Origin of the sequence: Streptomyces phaeochromogenes, assembly GCF_001418655.1 — a bacterium.
Lineage (GTDB): Bacteria > Actinomycetota > Actinomycetes > Streptomycetales > Streptomycetaceae > Streptomyces > Streptomyces phaeochromogenes.
Map to the genome: position 1 here is coordinate 12,776 of NZ_LIQZ01000256.1, position 24,100 is coordinate 36,875.

The following is a 24,100-nucleotide window of genomic DNA, read 5'->3' on the forward strand; positions in this document are numbered from 1 at the left end:
AGCGCTGGGCCGAAAATAATTCGAATCCGATGGCGCGGTGACTGGCCGTGACTCTAAGCGCGTCGGGGGAACGTGGAGGAGAGTCTGAGTCATGCTGTGACGCTCTTGTTATGACACGAGGTAATGCAGAGCGGTACTCAGTGGGTGGATGGGCAGAATTCCGGCCGATTCGTCCGGTCCACATAGTGAGAACCTGCAGGACGTGCCGTGGTCATTTCAGGAGCGTCCTACCGTTTTGGTGATGACCGGGAGTCGTTGCTGCAGGCTACTTGCAGGGCTCCCGAGAGGTCGTGCGCATAGCGCTCACCCAGGATGAAGCTGTGGTCTTCTATTGCGCGCGTATTACGCAGAGTTACGTCCAGGAAAGGGAGAGCGGCGTTTGACGGCACATTCGCGCATTCCGTGACATGCATCGTGACGACGATCTTGTGACCGAAACCGGGCTTGGTCCGGAACGGCGGGCGCGGAACCGATGTCAGCGAGAGGCTCGCGTAGGGCTGCGAGATGCGCACGACGGTGATCGTGGGTCCGTCCTGTGCGGTGACCTTCACCGCGAAGCTGAAGCTTCTGCTCGGAGCGCCGGCGGGCGTGCCCTCCTGGCCGAGGTAGGTGATGGACACCGCCTGGGACGGGTTGGGCGCTTCGGGCGGTGGCGGGTCGTGGGGCCGGGTCGCGAAGAGATAGCTGCCGCACGCCACGAGGGCGACCGCGGTGGCGGACGCGAGCGCGGCACGGCGGTGCCGGGCGTACAGACTTCTCAGACGCTCGCGCGGGGTCCCGGGGAGGAGCGGCGGGGCCGGCTCGACGGTGTCCCACGCGTGTGTGCCCTCGCCCGGCTCGACCGGACCGACGCCGCTCAACTCCAGGGCCCTCCCGTCGGGTTGCCGTCGCGGTACCGCTCGGTGCAGCGTTCGCGCGCGCCGCGGTCGATCAGTTCCCGCGCCGCCTGTTCGCCGGAGCGTTTCTTCTCGGCCCGGGCCGCGTCCACGACCTCCATCAGGATCTCGTACTGCCCGTTGGACAGGCCCATCGACTGGTAGTCCCCGTAGGTGTCGCTGTCCAGCACCTCCCGCGACCAGTGGGCGACGATCCGCGCGCACAGGTCCTCGGGAGGTGTGGCCGACGGCGTGCCGGAGGCGGCCCGCGTGCTCGCCGCCCCGCCCTGCGGCCCGGACTCGCCGCACCCGGTGGCCAGAGCGCCGGTCAGGAGCATCAGTCCAAGTACCGGCCCAAGTACTGGCCCAAGTACCGGCCCCCGCCTGGGGGCCCCACCCGTTCCCATCCCATGACGCTATGCCGCCGGGTGCCCCGGATCAACGCCGCCCGCGCACAACGGTTTTCCGGTGCGTCAGTTCGTCGCGTTCACGCGCGCCGCGTCGCTCGGATTCACGTCCCGCAGCATGCACGTCAGCCGCGCGCTGCACACCCGCTTGCCGTCCTCGTCACTGATCACGATCTCGTACGTGGCGGTCGAGCGGCCCCGGTGCAGGGGCGTGGCCACGCCGGTCACCAGGCCGGAACGGGCGCCCCGGTGGTGGGTGCAGTTCAGGTCGACGCCGACGGCGATCTTGGAGCTGCCGCCGTGCAGCATGGCGCCGACCGAGCCGAGGGTCTCGGCGAGCACAGCGGAGGCACCGCCGTGCAGGAGCCCGTACGGCTGGGTGTTGCCCTCGACCGGCATGGTGCCCACCACGCGGTCCGCGGAGGCCTCGACGACCTGGACTCCCATGCGCGTGCCGAGGTGTCCGGCGGAGAACATGGCGACCAGGTCCACGCCGAGCGCCGCGTACTCGTCGATGACCTCTTGCGGGAACTTCGCGTGGTGCTGCTCGCCCATGGGTTCTGCTCCTTAGTCGTCGATCATGCCGCCCGAGCGGACGCGTTGGCTAAGCGAACGCTCAGTTGGCTGCCGATTGTTCCAGACGCACGACGACGGACTTGCTGGCGGGCGTGTTGCTGGTGTCGGCGGTGGCGTCCAGCGGCACCAGGACGTTCGTCTCCGGGTAGTACGCCGCCGCGCAGCCGCGTGCCGTCGGGTAGTGCACGACCCGGAAACCGGGGGCGCGCCGCTCCACGCCGTCCTTCCACTCACCGACCAGATCGGTGTACGAGCCGTCGGCGAGGCCGAGCTCGCGGGCGTCCTCGGGGTTGACGAGGACGACCCTGCGGCCGTTCTTGATGCCCCGGTAGCGGTCGTCCAGGCCGTAGATCGTGGTGTTGTACTGGTCGTGCGAGCGCAGTGTCTGCAGGAGGAGCCGGCCCTTCGGCAGCTTCGGGAACTCGACGGGCGCGGCCGTGAAGTTGGCCTTGCCGGTGGCGGTGGGGAAGCGGCGCTCGTCACGCGGGGCGTGCGGCAGCGCGAAGCCGTTCGGGTCGGCCACGCGCGCGTTGAAGTCCTCGAAGCCCGGGATCACCCGCGCGATGCGGTCGCGGACCGTGGCGTAGTCCTTCTCGAACTCCTCCCAGGGCGTGCGGGATTCGTCGCCCAGGACGCGACGGGCGAGGCGGGACACGATGGCGGGCTCGGACAGCAGGTGCTCGCTCGCGGGCTCCAGCCGGCCGCGAGAGGCGTGCACCATGCCCATGGAGTCCTCGACCGTAACGAACTGCTCACCACTGCCCTGCAGATCACGCTCGGTGCGGCCGAGGGTCGGCAGGATCAGGGCACGCGCGCCCGTGACGGCGTGCGAGCGGTTGAGCTTCGTCGACACGTGCACGGTGAGGCGGGCGCGGCGCATGGCCGCCTCGGTGACCTCGGTGTCGGGGGAGGCCGACACGAAGTTGCCGCCCATCGCGAAGAAGACCTTCGCCTTGTCGTCACGCATGGCGCGGATGGCCCGTACGACGTCGTAGCCGTGGCCGCGCGGCGGGGCGAAGCCGAACTCCTTCTCCAGGGCGTCCAGGAAGGCGGGCGCGGGGCGCTCGAAGATGCCCATCGTGCGGTCGCCCTGCACGTTCGAATGGCCGCGCACCGGGCACACGCCCGCGCCCGGGCGGCCGATGTTGCCGCGCAACAGAAGGAAGTTGACGACCTCGCGGATGGTCGGCACGGAGTGCTTGTGCTGGGTGAGGCCCATCGCCCAGCAGACGATGGTGCGCTCGGAGGCGAGGACCATGCGCAGGGCCTCGTCGATCTCCGCGCGCGTGAGGCCCGTCGCGGTGAGCGTCTCGTCCCAGTCGGCGGCGCGGGCGGCCTCGGCGAACTCCTCGTAGCCGTGGGTGTGTTCGCCGACGAAGCTCTCGTCGACGGCGCCCTCTGTGTCGAGGATCAGCTTGTTCAGAAGGCGGAAGAGGGCCTGGTCGCCGCCGATGCGGATCTGCAGGAACAGATCGGTGAGCGCGGCGCCCTTGAACATGCCCTGGGGGGTCTGCGGGTTCTTGAAGCGCTCCATGCCCGCTTCGGGCAGCGGGTTCACGGTGATGATCTTCGCGCCGCCCGTCTTCGCCTTCTCCAGGGCGGAGAGCATGCGCGGGTGGTTCGTGCCCGGGTTCTGCCCGGCGACGATGATCAGGTCCGCCTTGTAGAGGTCCTCCAGGAGGACGCTGCCCTTGCCGATGCCGATCGTCTCGTTCAGCGCGGAACCCGACGACTCGTGGCACATGTTGGAGCAGTCCGGCAGGTTGTTCGTACCGAACTCGCGGGCGAACAGCTGGTACAGGAACGCCGCCTCGTTGCTGGTGCGCCCCGAGGTGTAGAACAGCGCCTCGTCCGGGGAGGCGAGGCCGGTGAGCTCCTCGGCGATGATGTCGAAGGCGCGCTCCCAGGGCACCGCCTCGTAGCGCTCGGCGCCCTCCGCGAGATACATGGGCTGGGTGAGACGGCCCTGCTGACCCAGCCAGTAGCCGCTGCGGGTCGCGAGGTCGGCGACCGTGTGCGCGGCGAAGAAGTCCGGGGTCACACGGCGCAGGGTGGCCTCCTCGGCGACCGCCTTCGCGCCGTTCTCGCAGAACTCCGCGGTGTGCCGGTGCTCCGGCTCGGGCCAGGCGCAGCCGGGGCAGTCGAAGCCGTCCTTCTGATTGACCCGCAGCAGCGTCAGCGCCGTGCGCTTCACACCCATCTGCTGCTGGGCCATGCGCAGGCTGTGCCCGACCGCGGGCAGTCCGGCGGCGGCGTGCTTCGGGCCGGCGACCTGCGGCGCGTCCTGAACCGGATCACTCTGGGGCGGCTTGCCGGCCATCTCGGCCTCCTCTTCGAGCACACGTATGAGGTACGCCTTCGATCCTCCCACGTGGTGGTGACAACGATCGCGGCCCGTCCTGGGCGATGATCGCGCGCGGTGCGAAACGCGTGACGAACACGGTGTGAGAGGTGTGAGGGACACGGCGCGAGGGCGGTCGTGGAGGGCGGGGCGGGTCCGACTGTCAGTGGGGCGTGGCAGGATCGGGGTCGTGGCAGATTCAGCATCGAAGAAGACCGAGAAGACCTCCGGCGGCGGGCGCCCGCGGCTGATGCTCATGGATGGGCATTCGCTGGCGTACCGAGCGTTCTTCGCGCTGCCCGCGGAGAATTTCACGACGGCGACGGGCCAGCCGACGAACGCGATCTACGGCTTCGCGTCGATGCTCGCCAACACGCTGCGCGACGAGGCGCCCACGCACTTCGCGGTGGCGTTCGACGTCTCGCGCAAGACATGGCGCTCAGAGGAGTTCACCGAGTACAAGGCGAACAGGTCCAAGACCCCGGACGAGTTCAAGGGCCAGGTCGAGCTGATCGGCGAGCTGCTGGACGCGATGCACGCGGAGCGGTTCGCCGTGGACGGCTTCGAGGCGGACGACATCATCGCCACGCTCGCCACCCAGGCCGAGGCCGCGGGCTTCGAGGTGCTGATCGTCACCGGCGACCGTGACTCCTTCCAGCTGGTCTCCGAGCACACCACCGTGCTCTACCCGACGAAGGGCGTCTCCGAGCTGACGCGCTTCACTCCGGAGAAGGTCTTCGAGAAGTACGGCCTGACGCCCGCGCAGTACCCCGACTTCGCGGCCCTGCGCGGCGACCCGTCCGACAACCTGCCGGGCATCCCCGGCGTCGGCGAGAAGACCGCCGCGAAGTGGATCAACCAGTTCGGGTCGTTCGCGGAGCTGGTCGAGCGCGCCGAAGAGGTCAAGGGCAAGGCCGGGCAGAACTTCCGCGACCACCTGGACGCGGTCAAGCTCAACCGCCGCCTCACGGAGATGGTGCGCGACGTCGAGCTGCCGAAGTCGGCAGCCGACCTGGAGCGCGCTCCGTACGACCGCACGGCCGTCGCGATGGTCCTGGACACCCTGGAGATCCGTAACCCCTCGCTGCGGGAGCGGCTGCTGGCCGTCGACCCCGGGGCGGAGGAGGCGGACGCCGGTCCGCCGGCCGCCGCGGGCGTGGCGGTGGACGGCACGGTCATCGGCACGGGCGAGCTCAAGCCGTGGCTCGCCGAGCACGGCACCACGGTCCTCGGCATCGCCACGGTCGACACCTGGGCGCTCGGCACGGGCTCGGTCGCCGAGGTCGCCCTCGCCGCGGCGGACGGCGCCGCCGCGTGGTTCGACCCGTCCCAGCTGGACGAGGCCGACGAGAACGCGTTCGCGGCCTGGCTCGCCGACCCCGACAAGCCCAAGGTCCTGCACAACGCCAAGGCCGCCATGCGGGTCTCCGCCGAGCACGGCTGGAGCATCGAGGGCGTCTCCATGGACACCGCGCTCGCCGCCTACCTCGTCAAGCCGGGCCGCCGCTCCTTCGACCTGGACGCACTGTCCCTGGAGTACCTCGGCCGGGAGCTGGCCCCCGCCGCGACGGCCGACGGGCAGCTCGCCTTCGGCGCCGACGAGGGAGCCGAGGCCGACGCTCTGATGGTGCAGGCCCGCGCGATCCTCGACCTGGGCGAGGCGTTCACGGAGCGTCTGAAGGAGGTCGGTGCTGCCGACCTGCTGCGTGACGTGGAGCTGCCCACCTCCGTGCTCCTGGCCCGCCTGGAGCGGCACGGCATCGCGGCCGACAAGGCCCACCTGGAAGCCATGGAGCAGATGTTCGCGGGCGCCGTCCAGCAGGCGGTGAAGGAGGCGCACGCGGCTGCCGGGCACGAGTTCAACCTCGGCTCGCCCAAGCAGCTCCAGGAAGTCCTCTTCGGTGAACTGGGCCTGCCCAAGACGAAGAAGACGAAGACCGGCTACACGACCGATGCCGACGCGCTCGCCTGGCTCGCCGGCCAGACCGACAACGAACTGCCGGTCATCATGCTCCGCCACCGCGAGCAGGCGAAGCTCCGCGTCACCGTCGAGGGCCTGATCAAGACGATCGCCGCGGACGGCCGCATCCACACCACGTTCCACCAGACGGTGGCCGCGACGGGCCGACTCTCGTCGCAGGACCCGAACCTGCAGAACATCCCGGTCCGCACCGAGGAGGGCCGCGCGATCCGCCGCGGCTTCGTCGTCGGCGAGGGCTTCGAGTCCCTCATGACCGCCGACTACAGCCAGATCGAACTGCGCGTGATGGCCCACCTCTCCGAGGACGAGGGCCTCCTGGAGGCGTTCACCTCCGGCGAGGACCTGCACACCACCGTCGCCTCCCAGGTGTTCTCCGTCGAGGGCACGGCCGTCGACGCGGAGATGCGCCGCAAGATCAAGGCCATGTCGTACGGCCTGGCGTACGGTCTGTCCGCCTTCGGCCTCTCCCAGCAGCTGAACATCGACGCCGGCGAGGCCCGCGCGCTGATGGACACGTACTTCGAGCGCTTCGGCGGCGTACGGGACTATCTGCGCCGCGCGGTCGACGAGGCACGGGCCACGGGCTACACGGCGACGCTCTTCGGGCGCCGCCGCTACCTCCCCGACCTCAACAGCGACAACCGCCAGCGCCGCGAGGCGGCCGAGCGCATGGCTCTGAACGCGCCGATCCAGGGCACGGCGGCCGACATCGTCAAGATCGCCATGCTGAACGTGGACCGGGCCCTCAGGGAAGCCGACCTCAAGTCCCGCATGCTCCTCCAGGTCCACGACGAAATCGTCCTGGAGATCGCCCCGGGCGAGCGCGCGAAGACCGAGGAACTCGTCCGCCACGAGATGGCCAACGCCGTGCACCTCCGGGCACCCCTGGACGTCTCGGTCGGCTCGGGCCCGGACTGGGAGTCGGCGGCCCACTAGCGCCCTCCGGGGGGCGCGGGATTCGGCTGCGGGCCCGGTGGGGCTAGGTCGCACAGTTCCCCGCGCCCCTGGGTGGGTGGGGGTTGGCGTGGTGTGTTGGGTGCGGGTCGGTTTGGGCTGAGCGCGCAGTTCCCCGCGCCCCTAAAAGATTGCGCAGTTCCCCGCGCCCCTGGATATGGGGCGGTAGGTCCTGCTTTTAAAGGGCGCGGGGAACTGCGCGGCCGGCACCGACCGACCCGCAGACGACAAATGGAGCCCCCCACCAGCAAGCCCCCCGTTCCACCGGCGGAGCCACTTCGTGGAGCCGTTACGCTGGAGGCGTGGCAGTCGTCGATGTATCCGAAGAGCTCAAGTCCCTCTCCTCGACCATGGAGTCGATCGAGGCCGTCCTGGACCTCGACAAGCTGAGGGCAGACATCGCCGTGCTCGAGGAGCAGGCGGCAGCGCCGTCCCTGTGGGACGACCCGGACGAGGCGCAGAAGATCACCAGCAAGCTGAGCCACCTCCAGGCCGAGGTGCGCAAGGCCGAAGCGCTCCGCGGGCGTATCGATGATCTCAGCGTCCTCTTCGAGATGGCCGAGGAGGAGAACGACCCGGACACCCGCGCCGAGGCCGAGACCGAGCTCACCGCCGTCAAGAAGGCGCTGGACGAGATGGAAGTCCGCACCCTGCTCTCCGGGGAGTACGACTCCCGCGAGGCCCTCGTCAACATCCGCGCGGAGGCCGGTGGCGTGGACGCCGCCGACTTCGCCGAGAAGCTTCAGCGCATGTACCTGCGCTGGGCCGAGCAGCACGGATACAAGACGGAGGTCTACGAGACCTCGTACGCGGAAGAGGCCGGCATCAAGTCGACCACCTTCGCCGTCCAGATCCCGTACGCGTACGGGACGCTCTCGGTGGAGCAGGGCACGCACCGGCTGGTGCGGATCTCGCCCTTCGACAACCAGGGGCGGCGCCAGACCTCCTTCGCGGGTGTCGAGATCCTCCCCGTGGTCGAGCAGACCGACCACATCGAGATCGACGAGTCCGAGCTGCGGGTCGATGTGTACCGGTCCTCCGGGCCCGGCGGGCAGGGCGTCAACACCACCGACTCCGCGGTGCGTCTGACCCACCTCCCCACCGGAATCGTCGTCTCCTGTCAGAACGAGCGGTCGCAGATCCAGAACAAGGCGTCCGCGATGAACGTGCTGCAGGCCAAGCTCCTCGACCGGCGCCGGCAGGAGGAGCAGGCCAAGATGGACGCCCTCAAGGGCGACGGCGGCAACTCCTGGGGAAACCAGATGCGTTCGTACGTCCTGCACCCGTACCAAATGGTCAAGGATCTGCGCACGGAGTTCGAAGTCGGAAACCCCGAGGCCGTTTTCAATGGGGAGATCGACGGGTTCCTGGAGGCCGGAATTCGCTGGCGCAAGCAGCAGGAGAAGTAGGCGACATTCGTAGACATCGCTTTGTCGACAGGGCAACTGCCATCCACTGGACGGCAGTTGCCCTTTGTGTAGGCCGATGTCTGGGTTTTACATCACACTCACATGACGCTGTGCCGGTCAAATGAGCTTGATCTGGACATCGCGGTCGCAACGACCTTGACGTTGCATTGAAAAGTGGGAAAGCTGACGCGCGGCATGCGTATCTCTGGGGCGCATGTGAACCGGGGGCTCCACCGAGCTTTCCCCGACGTCGCGGCCCCGGGCGCTGCACCATTGACGATGAGCTACTGGGGGTAGCAACCAGATGACCAAGAAGACGCGTATCCGGATCGCGCGGATAGCCGCCGGCGCGGTGATCGCCGCCGGTGCTTCGCTGACCGCCGCCGGTGCCGCTTCGGCTCTCGACGTCGGTGTCGAGGTGGGCGGTCTGAACGTCGGCGCCAGCGCCGACAAGGACGGTGTCGGGGTCGGCATCGGTGTCGAGGACCCGACCGAGGAGCCCACGGAGGAGCCGACCGAAGAGCCGACGGTGATCCCGACGGACCCGACCGAGGAGCCCACGGAGGAGCCCACGGAGGAGCCGACCGAGGAGCCCACCGAGCCCACGGAGGAGCCGACCGACGAGCCCACCGTTGAGCCGACCGACCCGGGCAACGAGAACGGCGGCAGCACCGGCGGCAACGACACCGACCCCGACGGCGGCTCCCAGCCGGTCGAGCAGGGCGCGGGCAAGGAGAGCCTGACCGACACCGGTTCGGACACCTCCGCCCAGGGCACCGGCGGCGAGCTGGCCGAGACCGGCGCCGCCGAGAACATCACGTACCTGCTGATCGGCGCCGCGACGATGATCGCCGGCGGCATCGGCTTCCGTATGCTGCCCCGCCTGATGAGCGGCCGCGGCGCGGCTGCCTGACGGACGTCGTCATGGGCGTAGGCCCATGAGTGCGTGAGAAGGGCCCGGAGCTTCAAGCTCCGGGCCCTTCTTCATGTCTTGTCTGCTCTGTTCGCGCCTTTGCCGCCCGCTGCCGCCGTGCCTCGTGCGTGCCCGCTCGTGCCTCGCGTGCGTCCTACGCGGTCTGGTGGGCCAGCAGGGCCACCGCCGCGATCAGGATGGCGAGCAGCGCGATCAGCGCCATGGGGTTGAGGCCGCCTCCGAAGGGGCCCTCCTGCTGCAGTCGCGCACGGTTCGCGCGGCAGACGGGGCAGCGGCCCTCGTTCACGGGCGCGGCACAGTTCGCGCACACCAGCCGGTCGTACGTCATGCGCTCGCCCTCCTTGCACCGGTTCCACGTACACAACGCTCTCGGGAACGGATACGTTCCCCCTCCACTGTGCCAGGTTCCTCCGGACGGTGCGCGGGTTCTCATGCGGGGGCTGGGCAGGGCGCCCTGCGGGGTGCCGCCCTCGGGCCCTCTTCTGAGGTTGCCCCGCACAAAAGCGCACAACCCTTGCGCAACCTCTCCCGGCGACTGCGCGCGTGTACCCGGGTCGCGTATGGTCACGCTCATCTAACCCCGATATCCCCGACGGCCTGTGGTGCATCCGTGATCCGATTCGACAACGTGTCCAAGGTCTACCCCAAGCAGACCCGCCCCGCTCTGAGGGATGTGTCCCTGGAGGTCGAGCGAGGCGAGTTCGTGTTCCTGGTGGGGTCCTCCGGCTCCGGAAAGTCCACCTTCCTGCGGCTGATCCTCCGCGAGGAGCGGACCAGCCACGGCCAGGTGCACGTCCTGGGCAAGGACCTCGCGCGCCTCTCCAACTGGAAGGTGCCGCAGATGCGCCGCCAGCTCGGGACGGTGTTCCAGGACTTCCGGCTCCTGCCGAACAAGACGGTCGGCGAGAACGTCGCCTTCGCGCAGGAGGTCATCGGCAAGTCGCGCGGCGAGATCCGCAAGTCCGTGCCGCAGGTGCTCGACCTCGTCGGGCTCGGCGGCAAGGAGGACCGGATGCCCGGTGAGCTGTCCGGTGGTGAGCAGCAGCGGGTGGCGATCGCGAGAGCGTTCGTCAACAGACCCAAGCTGCTGATCGCGGACGAGCCCACCGGAAACCTCGACCCGCAGACCTCCGTCGGCATCATGAAGCTGCTCGACCGGATCAACCGGACGGGCACGACCGTCCTGATGGCGACGCACGACCAGAACATCGTGGACCAGATGCGCAAGCGCGTCATCGAGCTGGAGAAGGGCCGACTAGTCCGCGACCAGGCGCGCGGCGTGTACGGCTACCAGCACTGACCGCGACCTCCCTCACGCTCGCGGATTCACCGCGGAGCAGAGGGAGGACTCCCCACGCATCCGCCACGGAAAGGCCTGAGAAGACGCCATGCGCGCCCAGTTCGTTCTGTCGGAGATCGGTGTCGGTCTCCGCCGCAATCTGACGATGACCTTCGCGGTCGTCGTCTCGGTCGCCCTGTCCCTCGCCCTGTTCGGCGGTTCGCTCCTGATGAGCGACCAGGTGAACACGATGAAGGGCTACTGGTACGACAAGGTCAACGTCTCGATCTTCCTCTGCAACAAGAGCGACGCGGAGTCCGACCCCAACTGCGCCAAGGGAGCGGTCACCACCGAGCAGAAGAAGCAGATCGAGACCGACCTCGACAAGATGTCCGTCGTCGAGACCGTCTCGCACGAGTCCAGCGACCAGGCGTACAAGCACTACAAGGAGCAGTTCGGCGACTCCCCGCTCGCCGCCTCGCTCACCCCGGACCAGATGCAGGAGTCCTTCCGCATCAAGCTGAAGGACCCGGAGAAGTACCAGGTCATCGCGACCGCCTTCGACGGCCGTGACGGCGTGCAGTCCGTACAGGACCAGAAGGGCATCCTCGACAACCTCTTCGGGCTCCTCAACGGCATGAACTGGGCCGCCCGCGCGGTGATGGCGATGATGCTCGTCGTCGCGCTGATGCTGATCGTCAACACGGTGCGCGTCTCGGCCTTCAGCCGTCGGCGTGAGACCGGGATCATGCGCCTGGTGGGCGCCTCCGGCTTCTACATCCAGGCGCCGTTCATCATGGAGGCCGCGGTCGCCGGACTGATCGGCGGCGGGGTGGCGTGTGCCTTCCTGCTGATCGCCCGGTACTTCATCATCGACCACGGTCTGGCCCTGTCGGAGAAGCTGAATCTGATCAACTTCATCGGCTGGGACGCCGTTCTCACGAAGCTGCCGCTCATCCTCGCGACGAGTCTGCTGATGCCCGCGCTTGCCGCGTTCTTCGCGTTGCGCAAGTACCTGAAGGTGTGACGCATGCCAAGAGGGCCGTACCGGCAAGCGCCGGTACGGCCCTTCTCGTTGTCCTAGACTCACCGGCATGTCAGGCCGTGACCTGTTCTGTCAGCCCCGCCGCTTCGGCCGCGGGGCGGCCCTGACGTTGGTCTTCGCGAGCGTTCTCGCGGCGGGCGCCGCGACCGGCTCGTTCGACACCCCCGGCCGCAAGAGCACCTCCCCGTCCACCAGGTCCGCCCCGGCGGGCCACCAGGAGGAGGTCACCGACGCCGCCGCCGAGGCCATGGCCGACGGCAAGTCCCCGGTCGAGGCCGCCGAGCGGGCCGTCAGCCGCAGCGGCGACCGGTGGGGCGCGGTCTACTCCCAGGGCGAGTACGAGGAGTTCGAGGAAGCGCTCGACGGCCAGTACACCGGCGTCGGCCTGTGGGCCCGGCGCGAGCGCGACGGACGGATCGAGGTGACCCGGGTGCAGTCCGGCTCACCCGCGCAGGCCGCCGGGATCCGCGAGGGCGACCGGCTGCGCAGCGTCGACGGCCGCCGGGTCGACGGCAGGCCCGTCACGGAGGTCGTCTCATTACTGAGGGGCGACGCCACCGACGCCAGCGCCGGCACCACCGTCGCTCTCGGCCTTGAGCGCGGCACGCACGCGTGGCGCGAGACCCTGCGCCGGGCCCGCCTGTCCACCGACTCAGTGACGGTCCGCGAACTGCCCGGCGGCGTCACCGTGATCAAGGTCGCCGCCTTCACCAAGGGCTCCGGAGACCTCGTACGGACCGCCGTGGCCGACGCCCCCACGGGCACCGGGGTCGTCCTCGATCTGCGCGGCAACTCCGGCGGTCTGGTCACCGAGGCCGTCACCGCCGCCTCCGCCTTCCTCGACGGCGGCCTCGTCGCCACGTACGACGTGAACGGCGACCAGCGCGCGCTGCACGCCGATCCCGGCGGTGACACCACCAGGCCCCTGGTCGCACTGGTCGACGGCGGCACGATGAGCGCGGCCGAGCTCCTCACGGGGGGCCTGCAGGACCGCGGCCGTGCGGTCGTCGTGGGCTCCAGGACCTTCGGCAAGGGCTCGGTCCAGATGCCGAGCCGGCTGCCCGACGGCTCCGTCGCCGAGCTGACCGTCGGGCACTACCGCACCCCCTCCGGACGCGGGGTCGACGGCCGCGGCATCACCCCCGACCTGGAGGCCGAGGCGGGCGCGCTGGAGCGGGCCGAGACCGTACTGAGCGGGCTCGGCGACCCTTCGTAACCGACCGGACACGGCTTTTCCGGGCCGACGGTCCGCATCTCCCGTAATCGGCTTTCCCTCGTGGGCCCCTCTAGTGCGAAAATGGCCAGCACTATGAGCAAGGGCATGTACGTACCGAAAGAATCCCAGCCGAAGCAGGGAGGGGGCACCTCCGGCAAGGTCAAGGACGGCAAGCGGAAGATCGTCGCGCAGAACAAGAAGGCGCGGCACGACTACGCCATCATCGACACCTACGAGGCCGGGCTCGTCCTCACCGGCACGGAGGTGAAGTCCCTGCGCCAGGGCCGGGCCTCGCTGACCGACGGCTTCGTCCAGATCGACGGGAACGAGGCGTGGCTGCACAACGCCCACATCCCGGAGTACAGCCAGGGCACGTGGACCAACCACACCGTGCGCCGCAAGCGGAAGCTGCTCCTGCACCGCGAGGAGATCGACAAGCTGGCGTCGAAGTCCGAGGAGACGGGTCACACGATCGTGCCCCTCGCCCTGTACTTCAAGGACGGTCGCGCGAAGGCCGAGATCGCGCTCGCCCGGGGCAAGAAGGAGTACGACAAGCGGCAGACCCTGCGTGAGAAGCAGGACCGGCGGGAGTCGGACCGGGCCATCGCGGCGGCCAAGCGGAAGCAGCGGGGCGAGTAGCCGCGGGGCCGGTGGCGGGCCGGTGGGCGCGCGGCGGCCGGGAATACGGTGGCATGCGTGCGCGTTGGTCACGTACGATGGCACTGCACCCCACAGCGGGTGCGCACCTCTTCGCTTGGAGAAGTTCCGAAGAGGATTGAAAAATCAACATGGGGATGATCGGTTTCGACAGCGGATGTTGAAGCAGGGGAAGCGTGTCGAGGAAGCGGCAATGATCTCGTTAACCATATGTCGCAACCAATAATCGCCAATTCCAAGAGCGATTCCCAGTCCTTCGCCCTCGCTGCCTAATAACAGCGACTGAAGGACCCTAAAAGGGTGTCAGCCCGGGGGTGTTCCCGACCCGGACCCTGGCATAATCTAGGGAACTAAACCATCGAGCCCGGTCACGGGGTTCGATGGGAAATCAAACAGTGACTGGGCCCGTCGGCGACTTGTTCGCGTGATCACCGGGGCCGAGAAAATCGAAGCGAACTGCACACGGAGAAGCCCTGATTCTGCACCGGTGGACGCGGGTTCGATTCCCGCCATCTCCACTCATCCCATGTTAAACAAAGGCCCCGCTGCCCAGGCAGCGGGGCCTTTGTCGTGTCCGGGCGGTGCACCGTGCGCGGCTTCGCTCCCGTACGCCTACTGTCCACGAGGCGCGTCGTCCGGGATGCTCCTGTGGCATGAGTAGACCCGTGAGTGGAACCGCGAAGAGTTCTGGGGAGCGCGTCAACTCCCGTATGAAACGGTGGATCTGGCCCGTCGTGATCGGGCTCGCGGCAGCCGCGCTCGGCTCGGGTTCGCCGGCCGGGGCGGACGCCGACCGGAGCGGACTGCCGGAGGCCATCGACACCATCCTCGGGGACAGCCGGATGGAGGGCGGGGCGGCGAGCGTCGTGGTCGCCGATGCCGCGAGCGGCGACGTGCTGTACCAGCACCGGCCGACCGAGCGGCTGATGCCCGCCTCCAACACCAAACTGCCCACCTCGGCCGCGGCGATGGAGATCCTCGGCCCCGACCACAAGTTCACGACGGACGTCCTGACGAACGGCAGGCGGCAGGGTTCCGTCCTGCGCGGCGATCTGTATCTGCGCGGCAGCGGTGACCCGACCGCACTCGCCAAGGACTACGACAAACTGGCCGCCGACCTCGCCGCGTCCGGTGTCACCCGAGTCGACGGGCGGCTCCTCGCCGACGACACCCGCTTCGACAGCTCCCGGCTCGGCCGGTCCTGGGCCGCCGACGACGAGTCCGCGTACTACTCGGCGCAGATCAGCGCGCTGAGCGTCGCGCCCGACACCGACTACGACACCGGGACCGTGATCGTGGAGGTCGCGCCGGGCGCCGGGGCCGGGGACGAGCCGACCGTCACCGTCACACCGAAGACGGACTACGTCGACCTGGACGTCCGGGCCACGACCGTCGCCGCGGGCGGCTCGAACGACCTCACCGTCGAGCGGGAGCACGGCGGCAACACCATCGTGGTCAGCGGTACGACGCCCGTGGGCGGCTCCGGCGCCACGGAGTGGGTGAGCGTGTGGGAGCCCACCGGGTACGCGGCTGCCGTCTTCCGGGACGCGCTCGCCGCGCACGGGGTGAAGGTGACCGGGCCGACACGGCTCGGACGCGCCACGCCCGCGGGGGCACGCCAGCTCGCCTCGCACGCCTCGATGCCGCTGAAGGAACTGCTGATCCCCTTCATGAAGCTGTCGAACAACATGCACGCCGAGATCCTCACCAAGGCCATGGGCGTGGAGGTCTCGGGGGAGGGAAGCTGGAGCGCCGGGCTCGCCGCCATCAGTGGTTACGCGAAGGGCGTCGGCGTCGACACGGGCAAGCTGCGGCAGGTCGACGGGTCGGGGCTCTCCCGGATGAACAACTTCACCGCCGGCCAGTTCAGCAAGCTGCTGCTCGCGGTGCGGGCCGAGCCCTGGTACGCCGACTGGTACAAGTCCCTGCCGGTCGCCTGCGGCCCCGACCGCTTCGTGGGCGGCACCCTGCGGACCAGGATGTGCGGCACGCCCGCGGCGCTCAACGCCCGTGGCAAGACCGGCTCGTTGACCGGGGCGTCCGCGCTCTCCGGGTACGTGACGGACGCGGACGGACGCGAACTCGTCTACAGCATCGTGCTCAACAACTACCTCGCCTCCTCCGTGAAGCCGCTGGAGGACGCGATCGTGGTGACGCTGGCACGCTCCACGGCGGATGCGGCCGTACTCGTGAAGCCGGGCACCGCGCGGGCCGCCGAGCGGAACGCGGACCTGGAGTGCTCGTGGCGCAAGCCGGGGGAGTGCTGAGCGAGTGAGTGAGGCGCGGCTGAGGGAGTGAGGTTGCGGTCCAGGGCGTCTCGCCGACGCCCTGGACCGAACAGGGCTCCGTACGGCCCACGGTCACGGCCCAAGGTGACTGCCCACGATCAGGGCCGCGGCATCGTGCTCCCCCGTACCGTCAGCCGTGGTGACAACAGCGTTGCCTCCGGTACGGCCGTGGCGCCGCCGAGCTTCCTCATCAGCAGTTCCACCGCTCCCGTGCCCACCTCGGCGGTCGGTATGGCGATCGAGGTGACGGGGACGCGGGTCTGTTCGGCCACCTCGTCCGGGCAGATCGCCGTGACCGACAGATCCCCCGGGACCCGTAGGCCGAGGGACTCGAACGCGTCGATCAGCGGCTCCAGGACCGGCTCGTTGTGCACCACGACACCCGTCAGCGCGGGCCGCTCCCGCAGGAGTTGCTCGGCGACCTGCCGGGCCGCCGCGGGTGCCGCCTCGCACGGGTGCACCGAGGAGGACAGCCCGTTGCGGTCGGCCGCGGCCGTGAAGCCCTGGACCACGCGCTGGGCGAACCCGGTCTCCCGCACGTACACCTCAGGCGGTGAGCCCACCAGGCCGATCACCCGGTGTCCGAGGCCCGCGAGATGCTCGACGCACAGCTCGCCCGCCGCTTTGAAGTCCAGGTCGATGCAGGTCAGCCCGGCGGGCTCGGCCGGGAAGCCGATGAGTACCGACGGGCGGTCCAGGGCGCGCAGCAACGGCAGGCGCCGGTCGTGGAGTTGGACGTCCATCACGATCAGCGCGTCGACGAGGGCGGTGTCCGCGACCCGCCGGAGCCCGTCCTCGCCCTCCTCCTGGGTGAGCAGCAGCACGTCGTGGTCGTGCCGGCGCGCGGCCGTCACCACGGACACCGCGAACTGCATCACCACCGGCACATGGATGCCGGTCCGTAACGGCACCACCAGCGCGAGCACGTTCGACCGGCTGCTGGCGAGGGCCCGGGCGCCCGCGTGCGGCCGGTAGCCCAGCTCGCGGATGCTGTCCTCGATGCGCTGCCGGGTCTCCTCGGAGATCGGACGCTTGCCGCTCAGCGCGTACGAGACGGTGCTGGGGGACACCCCCGCGTGCCGTGCCACGTCGGTGATCTTCACCATGCTCAGCCCCGCTCCTGCTCGCGGCCCGGCTGAGGGGACTCGGGGCCCAGTTCGAGGGAGAGGAACCCGGTCCCGGCCTTCGCCCGCGCCACCCGTTCCCCGGCCGCCAGCGCCCAGGGCGCCGACGGATCGCTCGACGAGGCCCGCAGCGTGTCACCTTCGCGTACGACGGTGAAGGTCACGCCGTCCACGGGCACCGTGACCTGCGCGCCGCGATCGAGCCCGTACGCGTGCAGGGTCACCCCGTCCGCGTGCGGATAGTCCGGCCGGTCGTCGACGGCCCCCACCGGGATCACCGCGCCCGGCCTGACGAGGAGCGGCACGCTGGAGAAGCCGTGCTTCTCGCGCACCCAGCGCGGCCCGGTCACCGGGCGTCCGGTGAGGAAGTGGGTCCAGGTGCCCTCAGGCACGTAGTACGACACCTCGCCGTCGTCGGAGAACACCGGCGCGACCAGCAGGTCCGGGCCGAGCATGTACTGCCGTTCCAGGTGGGCGCAGCCGGGGTCGTCCGGGAACTCCAGGAGCATCGCGCGCATCATCGGGACGCCCTCGGTGTGCGCGGTGCGGGCGGCCTCGTACAGATAGGGCATGAGGCGCAGCTTCAGCCGGGTGAACAGGCGCAGGACGTCCACGGCCTCCTCGTCGAAGAGCCAGGGCACCCGGTAGGAGGAGCTGCCGTGCAGGCGGCTGTGCGAGGAGAGCAGGCCGAAGGCGAGCCACCGTTTGAACAGGGCCGGTGTCGGGGTGCCCTCGAAGCCGCCGATGTCGTGGCTCCAGTAGCCGAACCCGGAGAGGCCGAGCGACAGGCCGCCGCGCAGCGACTCCGCCATCGACTCGTAGGTCGCCTCGCAGTCGCCGCCCCAGTGCACGGGGAACTTCTGGCTGCCGGCGGTCGCCGAGCGGGCGAAGACGACGGCCTCCGCCTCGCCGCGGTGCTTGCGCAGCACGTCGAAGACGGTCCGGTTGTAGAGGTAGGTGTAGTAGTTGTGCATCCGCTCGGGGTCGCCGCCGTCCGCGTACGCCACGTCGAGCGGGACCCGCTCCCCGAAGTCGGTCTTGAAGCAGTCGACGCCCTGCGCGAGCAGCGCCTCCAGCTTCGAGGCGTACCAGTCGCGGGCGGCCGGACTCGTGAAGTCGACCAGCGCCATGCCCGGTTGCCACAGGTCCCACTGCCAGACGCTGCCGTCCGGCCGCTTCAGCAGGTGCCCGAGTGCCTTGCCCTCTGCGAACAGCGGTGAGCGCTGGGCGATGTACGGGTTGATCCAGACGCTGATGTGCAGCCCGCGCTCCTTCAGGCGGGCCAGCATCCCCTCCGGGTCCGGGAAGACCCGCGGATCCCACTCGAAGTCGCACCAGTTGAACTCCCGCATCCAGAAACAGTCGAAGTGGAAGACGGAGAGCGGGAGTTCGCGCTCCTTCATGCCGTCGATGAAGGAGGTCACGGTCGTCTCGTCGTACGACGTGGTGAAGGACGTCGACAGCCACAGCCCGAACGACCAGGCGGGCGGCAGCGCCGGACGGCCGGTGAGGGCCGTGTACTTGCGGAGGATGTCCTTCGGGGTCGGGCCGTAGATGACGTAGTACGTCAACTGCTGTGTCTCGGCGCTGAACTGCACCCGGGACACCGCCTCCGAGCCGACCTCGAACGAGACCCGGCCCGGATGGTCGACGAACACGCCGTAGCCCGCGTCCGTCAGATAGAACGGCACGTTCTTGTACGCCTGTTCCGTGGCCGTGCCTCCGTCGGCGTTCCACATGTCGACGACCTGGCCGTTCTTGACCAGCGGCCCGAAGCGTTCGCCGAGTCCGTAGACCTGTGTGCCCACACCGAGGTTGAGCTGCTCGCGCAGATAGTGGCCGCCCGTGCCCGCGTCCCGCATGATGCCCATGCCCTTGGCGCCGCTGGTGGTCAGAGTGCGGCCGTCCGCGAGGAAGTCGACGTGCCAGGGGCCGGTGCGGCTCACCCGCACGGACAGGGCGCCCGCGGTGAGGGTCGCGGACTCCTCGTCGTACTCGGCGTGCGCAGTGAAGTCCTCTTTGCCCAGCTCGAATTGGGGCCCGCGCGACTCCTCGCCCTCGAAGTGTGTGAACGTGACGCCGATGACGTCCGGCATCGGCGCGTGTGCGCTGATCGTCACGACCGGTCCCTTCAGCAGGTCGCCGCGGTGGCGGATGGGCTGGGTAGGCGCGTGGATCGCCAACGCGCCCTGCCCGGCGGTCACATCGAGGACCTCGACCGGATGGGCCGCGCTCACGCCCTCGCGCAGCATCCAGTAGCCGTCGGTGAACTTCACACGCACACCCCTTACTTGACCGCGCCGATGCCGGTCATTTGACCGCGCCCACGGCGATGCCGCGGGTGAGCGTCCGCTGGAAGACGAGGAAGAAGACGAGGGCGGGCAGGACGCCCAGGAGAGCGGCGGCGTTCGTCATCGTGGCGTCCATCAGGCGCTGGCCCTGGAGGACGCCGAGCGCCACCGACACGGTCTGGTTGTCGTTGGAGATCAGCATGACCAGGGGGAGCAGGAACTCGTTCCAGGTCCAGATGAAGAAGAAGACGAGGAGTACGCCGATGGTGGGCCGGCTGACGGGCACCACGATCCGCCACAGCACCTGCCACTTGTTCGCCCCGTCGATCCGGGCGGCCTCGATGATCTCGCGGGGGAACTGCCCGAGGACGGAGGCGAGGAGATATGTGCCGAAGGCGGCCTGGATCACGATGAAGACGATGATCACGCTGAGCCTGGTGTCGTAAAGGCCCGCTTCCTTGCTCAGGTAGTAGACCGGGTAGACCAGCGCCTCCTGCGGGAGCATGTTCGCCAGCACGAAGAAGGCGAGCACCCAGGTGCGGCCCCTGATCCGGCCGATGCCGATCGCGTACGCGTTGAGGACCGACAGGACGACGGCGCCCAGGGCCACCGACCCGCTGATGAGCACCGAGTTGACCAGCTTCTGCCCGAAGTCGACGCGCTCCCAGAAGTCCTTCAGACCGTCGAGGTAGACGCCCTCGGGAAGGCTCAGCGGGCCGTTCGACGAGTATTCGGCGGGCGACTTCACCGCGTTGACGGCGACGATCAGGAAGGGCAGGACCATGAAGAGCGCCCCGATGAACAGGGCGACGAGCACGGGATAGCGGCGGGCGGCTGTCACACTCGGAGCCCTTCCTCGGCGTCTTCGGCGCGGGTCTGGAGTTTCAGCCCCACGAGGGCGAGGACGAGAATGATCACGGTCAGGACCGTGGAGATCGCCGCTCCGTAGCCCACCTGCGTCTTCTCGAAGAACGTGGTGAAGGAGAAGTAGGAGGGCACGTTCGTCGCCCCGCCGGGCCCGCCCTTCGTGAGGACGTACACCGCGCCGAAGACCTTGAGCGCGGCGATCGTGCACCACAGGAGCACGACGTAGATCTCGGGTCTGATCTGCGGCAGCGTGATGTGCCAGAACCGCCGCCACCAGCCCGCCCCGTCCAGCTCGGCGGCCTCGTACAGCTGCGGGTCGACGCGTTGCAGGCCCGCCATGAAGACGACGAGCGGGAAGCCGAGCTGCACCCAGACCATCACGCCCATGACGGTGTAGAGCGCGAGGTCGGGGTCGCCGAGCCAGTCCTGCTGGAGGCTGCCGAGGCCGATGGCCTTCAGGAGCTCGTTCAGCGAGCCGTTCTCCGGCGCGAGGATCCAGCTCCACACGATGCCCGCGACCGCGATCGGCAGCACCTGCGGCAGATAGAAGCAGGCGCGCAGCACGGCGACCGTCCTGCTGCCGAAGTGCTTGCCGACGAAGTCGAAGAGGGCCGCGGCGAGGACGAGCCCGACGACGGTCGGCACGGCCGCCATCGCCACGACCATGAACAGGCTGTGCCGGAAGGACGCCCAGAACTCCGAATCGTCCAGCAGCTCCCGGTAGTTGGCGAGCCCGGTCCACTTCGGCGTACCCACGCCCTGCCACTCGGTGAAGCTCACGCCCGTGTTCATCAGGAACGGCACGACGATGATCGCGAAGAAGGCGAGCACTCCGGGCAGCAGGAACAGCGCGTACGAGTCGCGAGGGCGGCGCGGCCCCTTCGCGTGGTGATGCGCTTCGACAACATCACCGCCGCGACTGCCCGGGCCGCGCCGGCTGCCCCGTCCGCCGCGGCCTCCCCGTTCGACGGTGACCGTCATGGGGCCTGTACGCCCTTGTCGTACGCCGATTCCACCGCGTCCAGGTAGGCGTCCGGCTTCGCGCTCCCCGTGATCAGCTTCTGGGTCTCGGAGACGAGCACGTCGTAGAAGCCGGCGACCGGCCAGTCGGGGTAGAAGGCCAGGCCGTCCCGCTCGGCGAGGGTGTTGAAGTTGGCGATGAGCCCCTTGGACCGCGGGTCCGTGATGGCGGCGGGGTCGGCGGCCACCGGGACTCCGCCGTTGTTGCCCAGCAGGTTCTGGATCTTCTTGGACATGGTGATGTCGATGAAGTCGTAGGCCAGATCCTTGTTCTTGGCGCCCTTGGGGACGACCCAGAGGTTGCCGCCCGAGCCGAGGGTCATGTTCGAGCCGGGCCACAGGAAGGTGCCCCAGTCGACCTTGCTCTCCGCGACGAACCGGCCGTACCACCAGCTGCCGGAGAACAGGATCGGGCTCTTGCCCTGGATGAAGGAGACCCCGGCGTCCTCCGCCTTCGTACCGGTGGACTTCTCGCTGATGTAGCCCTTCTTCACCCAGTCCGCGAAGGTCTCGGCACCGTACGTCCAGGCGGCGTCGTGGAAGTCGGGCTTGCCCTTGTAGAGCTCGTAGGAGTCAACCCAGGCGCGGTCGGCCTTCGACAGCGCGAGCTGGTAGAGGTACTGCTGGGCGACGTACTCGGCGCCCGCGTTGGCGAGCGGGGTGATGCCCTCGTCGACGAACCTGTCCATGGCGGCGGTCAGTTCGTCGAACGTCTTCGGCTCGGCTATCCCGTACTTCTTGAAGAGGTCCTTGTTGTAGAACACCATCGTGTACTCGGCGTAGTTGGGGATCCCGTACCACTTCCCGGAACCCATCACGCCCTTGGCGTCGTACTGGCTGGTGGTCCGCACACCGGCGCTGAGCTTCTTGTCCCAGCCGCGCTTGGTCGCCTCCGCGGACAGGTCGGTGAGAAGCCCCTGCTGGGAAAGGTGCCCGGCCGTCGCGTTGCCCTTGTTGTACTCCATGAGGTCGGGCGCGTCATTGGAGTTCAGGACCATCGGGGCCGTCTTCTGGATCTGTTCGAAGCCCTTCTCCTCGAACTTCACCTTCACGCCCGGATGGGTCTTCTCGAACTCCTTGATGGCCTCCTTCCAGGCCACACCCATCGCGCTGTTGGGGGCCTCGTAGTGCCACAGTTTGAGTGTCTTGCCATCGGAGGACCCGCTGTCCGAGTCGCCGCCGCAGGAGGCCAGCAGCAGGGTTCCGCTCAGAACCGCGGCGGCCGTCGCCATCACACGCCTTCGTGCCGTCAACATCCAGTACCTCCGGGGGAGTCGGATGGGTATCGGGACATCACGCAGCGTTCATCGAATCGATTCGATGCGTGACGTCGAAGCGCTTCGACGGGGGAAGGTATGTGGGGCCTGTGGGCGCGTCAATGGGGTGCGCGGGAATTGGGGCGGGCGTTCGGCCCGTCGGACGGCGGGCGGGGTGTCCTCAGCGGCGGGCCTGGGGCTGGGCCTGGTCCGGAGCTTGGGCTTGGGTTGGGGCTGAGGTCGGGGTCGGGGTCGCGCGGCCCGCCGTCGCCGTGACGGAGATCAGGAGGGCGGTCGCCGCCGCCGCGACCGGTACTCCGTAGCCCGCGGTCGCCGACACGTGCTCCACGGCCCACCCGCCGGCCGCTGCCCCGCAGGCGATCCCGCCCAGCAGCCCCGTCACCGCCAAGGTCATGCCTTCGTTCAGCCGGCCCTCGGGCGTGCGGTGCTGGACCAGGGTCATGCCCGTGACCATCGCGGGGGCGGTCGCCATCCCCGCCACCAGCAGCGCCCCGGCGAGCACCACGAGGGAACCCGTGAGCGAGGCGGCAAGCAGCGGCAGCCACATCAGCAGGGCCATCGCGGCGAGGCTCCACGGGTGGCGCCGCTCGGCCGGGCCCGCCGGCTTCAGAGCCCCGTAGAGGAGCCCGGCGGCGCACGATCCGGCCGCCTGGAGCCCGAGGACGATCCCGGCCGCCGCCCGGTGCCCCTGCGCGTCGGCGAACGCGATCGTCACCACCTCCATCGAGCCGAACACCGCACCCGTGGCGAGGAATCCGACCAGCAGCGGCGGCATTCCGGGCGCCCGGACCGGTGAGCGGGTCGTTGTGGCCGTACGGCCCCGGGCGGGCGGTTCCGTCGAGCGCTGGGCGGCGAAGGTCAGCACGCCGGTCAGCAGCAGGGCGACCCCGACGAGGGTGCCGGCCTCCGGGAACAGGGCCCCGCACAGGAACGCGGCCAGTACCGGCCCGACCATGAAACACAGCTCGTCGGCGGCCTGCTCGAAGGAGTTCGCGGTGTGGAGGCGTACCGGATCGCCCTTCAGCAGATGCGCCCAGCGTGCCCGGGACATACCGCCGGTGTTGGGCGTGGTGGCCGTGGCGGCGTACGCGGCGAACAGCGTCCAGTCGGGCGCCTCGTACCGGACGCAGAGCACCAGCGCGAGCGAGCCGAGCGCGGCGACCGCCGTCGCGGTCACGGCGATCCGCGCCTGTCCGTGCCGGTCGACCAGCCGTGCCGTCCAGGGCGCCACGACCGCCGTCGCCGCAAGGCCGGTCGCGGTGACGGCACCGGCGAGCGCGTACGAGCCCCGCGCACCCGCGATCATGATCACCGCGCTCACGCTGAACATGCCCATGGGGAGCCGCGCGACCAGATTCCCGAGGGTGAAGGCCCGGGTGCCGGGGATGGTGAAGAGGCGGCGGTACGGGTTGCGGGGGCGGTGACTGTTTGGGGGCGGGCTGCTCTCGTACGTACTGCCTTCGTACGCGCTGTCTTCGCGCGCGCTGTTTCGGTGCGGGTCGGGGTCGCGCCGGGGCCCTTCCGGGCCGGGGGACCGCCGTCGCGGTCCGAAGTCGGCC

General features: G+C 69.3%; 19 protein-coding genes and 1 other RNA gene. 9 read left to right on the forward strand and 11 right to left on the reverse strand.

From position 1 onward, the window contains the following. Positions 1-227: 227 nt before the first annotated feature. The 4 genes from AOK17_RS30605 to AOK17_RS30620 form a co-directional block, all read right to left on the reverse strand. A complete protein-coding gene (locus AOK17_RS30605; RefSeq protein ID WP_055615818.1) occupies positions 228-860 on the reverse strand; it encodes a hypothetical protein in 633 nt (210 codons plus the stop codon). Next, complete coding sequence (locus tag AOK17_RS30610) at positions 857-1,213, reverse strand: hypothetical protein (protein ID WP_055615819.1); 357 nt, start codon at positions 1,211-1,213, stop codon at positions 857-859. The genes AOK17_RS30605 and AOK17_RS30610 overlap by 4 nt, the downstream gene beginning before the upstream one ends. Before the next feature lie 135 nt (positions 1,214-1,348). Continuing rightward, positions 1,349-1,837 (reverse strand): PaaI family thioesterase, encoded by a 489-nt coding sequence (locus AOK17_RS30615; RefSeq protein WP_055615820.1) that lies wholly within the window; start codon positions 1,835-1,837, stop codon positions 1,349-1,351. Between the two features lie 61 nt (positions 1,838-1,898). Beyond that, a complete protein-coding gene (locus AOK17_RS30620; RefSeq protein ID WP_055615836.1) occupies positions 1,899-4,178 on the reverse strand; it encodes an FdhF/YdeP family oxidoreductase in 2,280 nt (759 codons plus the stop codon). A gap of 211 nt (positions 4,179-4,389) precedes the next feature. On the opposite strand from AOK17_RS30620, the gene polA reads away from it, so the two are divergent. The 3 genes from polA (at position 4,390) to AOK17_RS30635 (ending at position 9,456) form a co-directional block, all read left to right on the forward strand. Continuing rightward, on the forward strand, positions 4,390-7,116 hold the full coding sequence (polA, locus tag AOK17_RS30625; RefSeq protein WP_055615821.1) for a DNA polymerase I: 2,727 nt from the start codon (positions 4,390-4,392) through the stop codon (positions 7,114-7,116). A 320-nt stretch (positions 7,117-7,436) separates the two neighbouring features. Continuing rightward, positions 7,437-8,543, forward strand: coding sequence for a peptide chain release factor 2 (gene prfB / locus AOK17_RS30630; RefSeq protein ID WP_055615822.1), 1,107 nt, complete (start codon positions 7,437-7,439; stop codon positions 8,541-8,543). A gap of 304 nt (positions 8,544-8,847) precedes the next feature. Then, positions 8,848-9,456 carry an LPXTG cell wall anchor domain-containing protein gene (locus tag AOK17_RS30635; RefSeq protein WP_055615823.1) on the forward strand — a complete coding sequence of 203 codons (609 nt, stop codon included), beginning with the start codon at positions 8,848-8,850 and terminating at the stop codon, positions 9,454-9,456. A gap of 154 nt (positions 9,457-9,610) precedes the next feature. Here the strand turns inward: AOK17_RS30635 and AOK17_RS30640 are convergent, their stop codons facing one another. Further along, positions 9,611-9,805: a hypothetical protein gene (locus AOK17_RS30640; RefSeq protein WP_055615824.1), complete on the reverse strand. Its 195-nt coding sequence runs from the start codon at positions 9,803-9,805 to the stop codon at positions 9,611-9,613. 282 nt (positions 9,806-10,087) lie between these two features. On the opposite strand from AOK17_RS30640, the gene ftsE reads away from it, so the two are divergent. From ftsE to dacB, 6 genes are all read left to right on the forward strand, one after another. Further along, entirely contained in the window at positions 10,088-10,777 is a 690-nt protein-coding gene (gene ftsE / locus AOK17_RS30645; RefSeq protein WP_055615825.1) for a cell division ATP-binding protein FtsE, read from the forward strand. Positions 10,778-10,865: 88 nt separating this feature from the next. Further along, positions 10,866-11,783: a permease-like cell division protein FtsX gene (gene ftsX / locus AOK17_RS30650; protein WP_055615826.1), complete on the forward strand. Its 918-nt coding sequence runs from the start codon at positions 10,866-10,868 to the stop codon at positions 11,781-11,783. 67 nt (positions 11,784-11,850) lie between these two features. After that, positions 11,851-13,017, forward strand: coding sequence for a S41 family peptidase (locus AOK17_RS30655; RefSeq protein ID WP_079053366.1), 1,167 nt, complete (start codon positions 11,851-11,853; stop codon positions 13,015-13,017). Between the two features lie 105 nt (positions 13,018-13,122). After that, positions 13,123-13,656, forward strand: a complete 534-nt coding sequence (gene smpB / locus AOK17_RS30660; RefSeq protein ID WP_186001021.1) for an SsrA-binding protein SmpB — start codon at positions 13,123-13,125, stop codon at positions 13,654-13,656. 151 nt (positions 13,657-13,807) lie between these two features. Then, positions 13,808-14,195, forward strand: a transfer-messenger RNA (tmRNA) gene (gene ssrA / locus AOK17_RS47780). Positions 14,196-14,384: 189 nt separating this feature from the next. After that, positions 14,385-15,941: a D-alanyl-D-alanine carboxypeptidase/D-alanyl-D-alanine endopeptidase gene (gene dacB, locus AOK17_RS30665; protein WP_079053367.1), complete on the forward strand. Its 1,557-nt coding sequence runs from the start codon at positions 14,385-14,387 to the stop codon at positions 15,939-15,941. Positions 15,942-16,060: 119 nt separating this feature from the next. On the opposite strand, the gene AOK17_RS30670 is transcribed toward dacB, so the two are convergent. From AOK17_RS30670 to AOK17_RS30695, 6 genes are all read right to left on the reverse strand, one after another. Further along, complete coding sequence (locus AOK17_RS30670; RefSeq protein WP_055615829.1) at positions 16,061-17,068, reverse strand: LacI family DNA-binding transcriptional regulator; 1,008 nt, start codon at positions 17,066-17,068, stop codon at positions 16,061-16,063. 2 nt (positions 17,069-17,070) lie between these two features. Then, positions 17,071-19,362 carry an alpha-xylosidase gene (yicI, locus tag AOK17_RS30675; protein ID WP_055615830.1) on the reverse strand — a complete coding sequence of 764 codons (2,292 nt, stop codon included), beginning with the start codon at positions 19,360-19,362 and terminating at the stop codon, positions 17,071-17,073. A 34-nt stretch (positions 19,363-19,396) separates the two neighbouring features. Beyond that, entirely contained in the window at positions 19,397-20,161 is a 765-nt protein-coding gene (locus AOK17_RS30680) for a carbohydrate ABC transporter permease (protein WP_055615838.1), read from the reverse strand. A 53-nt stretch (positions 20,162-20,214) separates the two neighbouring features. Beyond that, a complete protein-coding gene (locus tag AOK17_RS30685; RefSeq protein WP_055615831.1) occupies positions 20,215-21,225 on the reverse strand; it encodes a carbohydrate ABC transporter permease in 1,011 nt (336 codons plus the stop codon). Then, the gene (locus AOK17_RS30690; RefSeq protein ID WP_079053368.1) at positions 21,222-22,520 is read right to left on the reverse strand and encodes an ABC transporter substrate-binding protein; all 1,299 of its coding nucleotides are present in this window, start codon (positions 22,518-22,520) and stop codon (positions 21,222-21,224) included. The genes AOK17_RS30685 and AOK17_RS30690 overlap by 4 nt, the downstream gene beginning before the upstream one ends. A gap of 181 nt (positions 22,521-22,701) precedes the next feature. Continuing rightward, on the reverse strand, positions 22,702-23,928 hold the full coding sequence (locus tag AOK17_RS30695) for an MFS transporter (RefSeq protein WP_055615833.1): 1,227 nt from the start codon (positions 23,926-23,928) through the stop codon (positions 22,702-22,704). Positions 23,929-24,100: the final 172 nt, after the last annotated feature.

Excerpts from the sequence above, each read along its gene's own strand:
- AOK17_RS30610 (WP_055615819.1), bottom strand. The coding sequence starts at position 1,213 with ATGCTCCTGACCGGCGCTCTGGCCACCGGGTGCGGCGAGTCCGGGCCG.
- AOK17_RS30615 (WP_055615820.1), bottom strand. The coding sequence starts at position 1,837 with ATGGGCGAGCAGCACCACGCGAAGTTCCCGCAAGAGGTCATCGACGAG.
- AOK17_RS30620 (WP_055615836.1), bottom strand. The coding sequence starts at position 4,178 with ATGGCCGGCAAGCCGCCCCAGAGTGATCCGGTTCAGGACGCGCCGCAG.
- AOK17_RS30635 (WP_055615823.1), top strand. The coding sequence starts at position 8,848 with ATGACCAAGAAGACGCGTATCCGGATCGCGCGGATAGCCGCCGGCGCG.
- AOK17_RS30640 (WP_055615824.1), bottom strand. The coding sequence starts at position 9,805 with ATGACGTACGACCGGCTGGTGTGCGCGAACTGTGCCGCGCCCGTGAAC.
- ftsX (WP_055615826.1), top strand. The coding sequence starts at position 10,866 with ATGCGCGCCCAGTTCGTTCTGTCGGAGATCGGTGTCGGTCTCCGCCGC.
- AOK17_RS30655 (WP_079053366.1), top strand. The coding sequence starts at position 11,851 with ATGTCAGGCCGTGACCTGTTCTGTCAGCCCCGCCGCTTCGGCCGCGGG.
- smpB (WP_186001021.1), top strand. The coding sequence starts at position 13,123 with ATGTACGTACCGAAAGAATCCCAGCCGAAGCAGGGAGGGGGCACCTCC.
- dacB (WP_079053367.1), top strand. The coding sequence starts at position 14,385 with ATGAAACGGTGGATCTGGCCCGTCGTGATCGGGCTCGCGGCAGCCGCG.
- AOK17_RS30670 (WP_055615829.1), bottom strand. The coding sequence starts at position 17,068 with ATGGTGAAGATCACCGACGTGGCACGGCACGCGGGGGTGTCCCCCAGC.
- AOK17_RS30680 (WP_055615838.1), bottom strand. The coding sequence starts at position 20,161 with ATGGTCCTGCCCTTCCTGATCGTCGCCGTCAACGCGGTGAAGTCGCCC.
- AOK17_RS30685 (WP_055615831.1), bottom strand. The coding sequence starts at position 21,225 with ATGACGGTCACCGTCGAACGGGGAGGCCGCGGCGGACGGGGCAGCCGG.
- AOK17_RS30690 (WP_079053368.1), bottom strand. The coding sequence starts at position 22,520 with ATGTTGACGGCACGAAGGCGTGTGATGGCGACGGCCGCCGCGGTTCTG.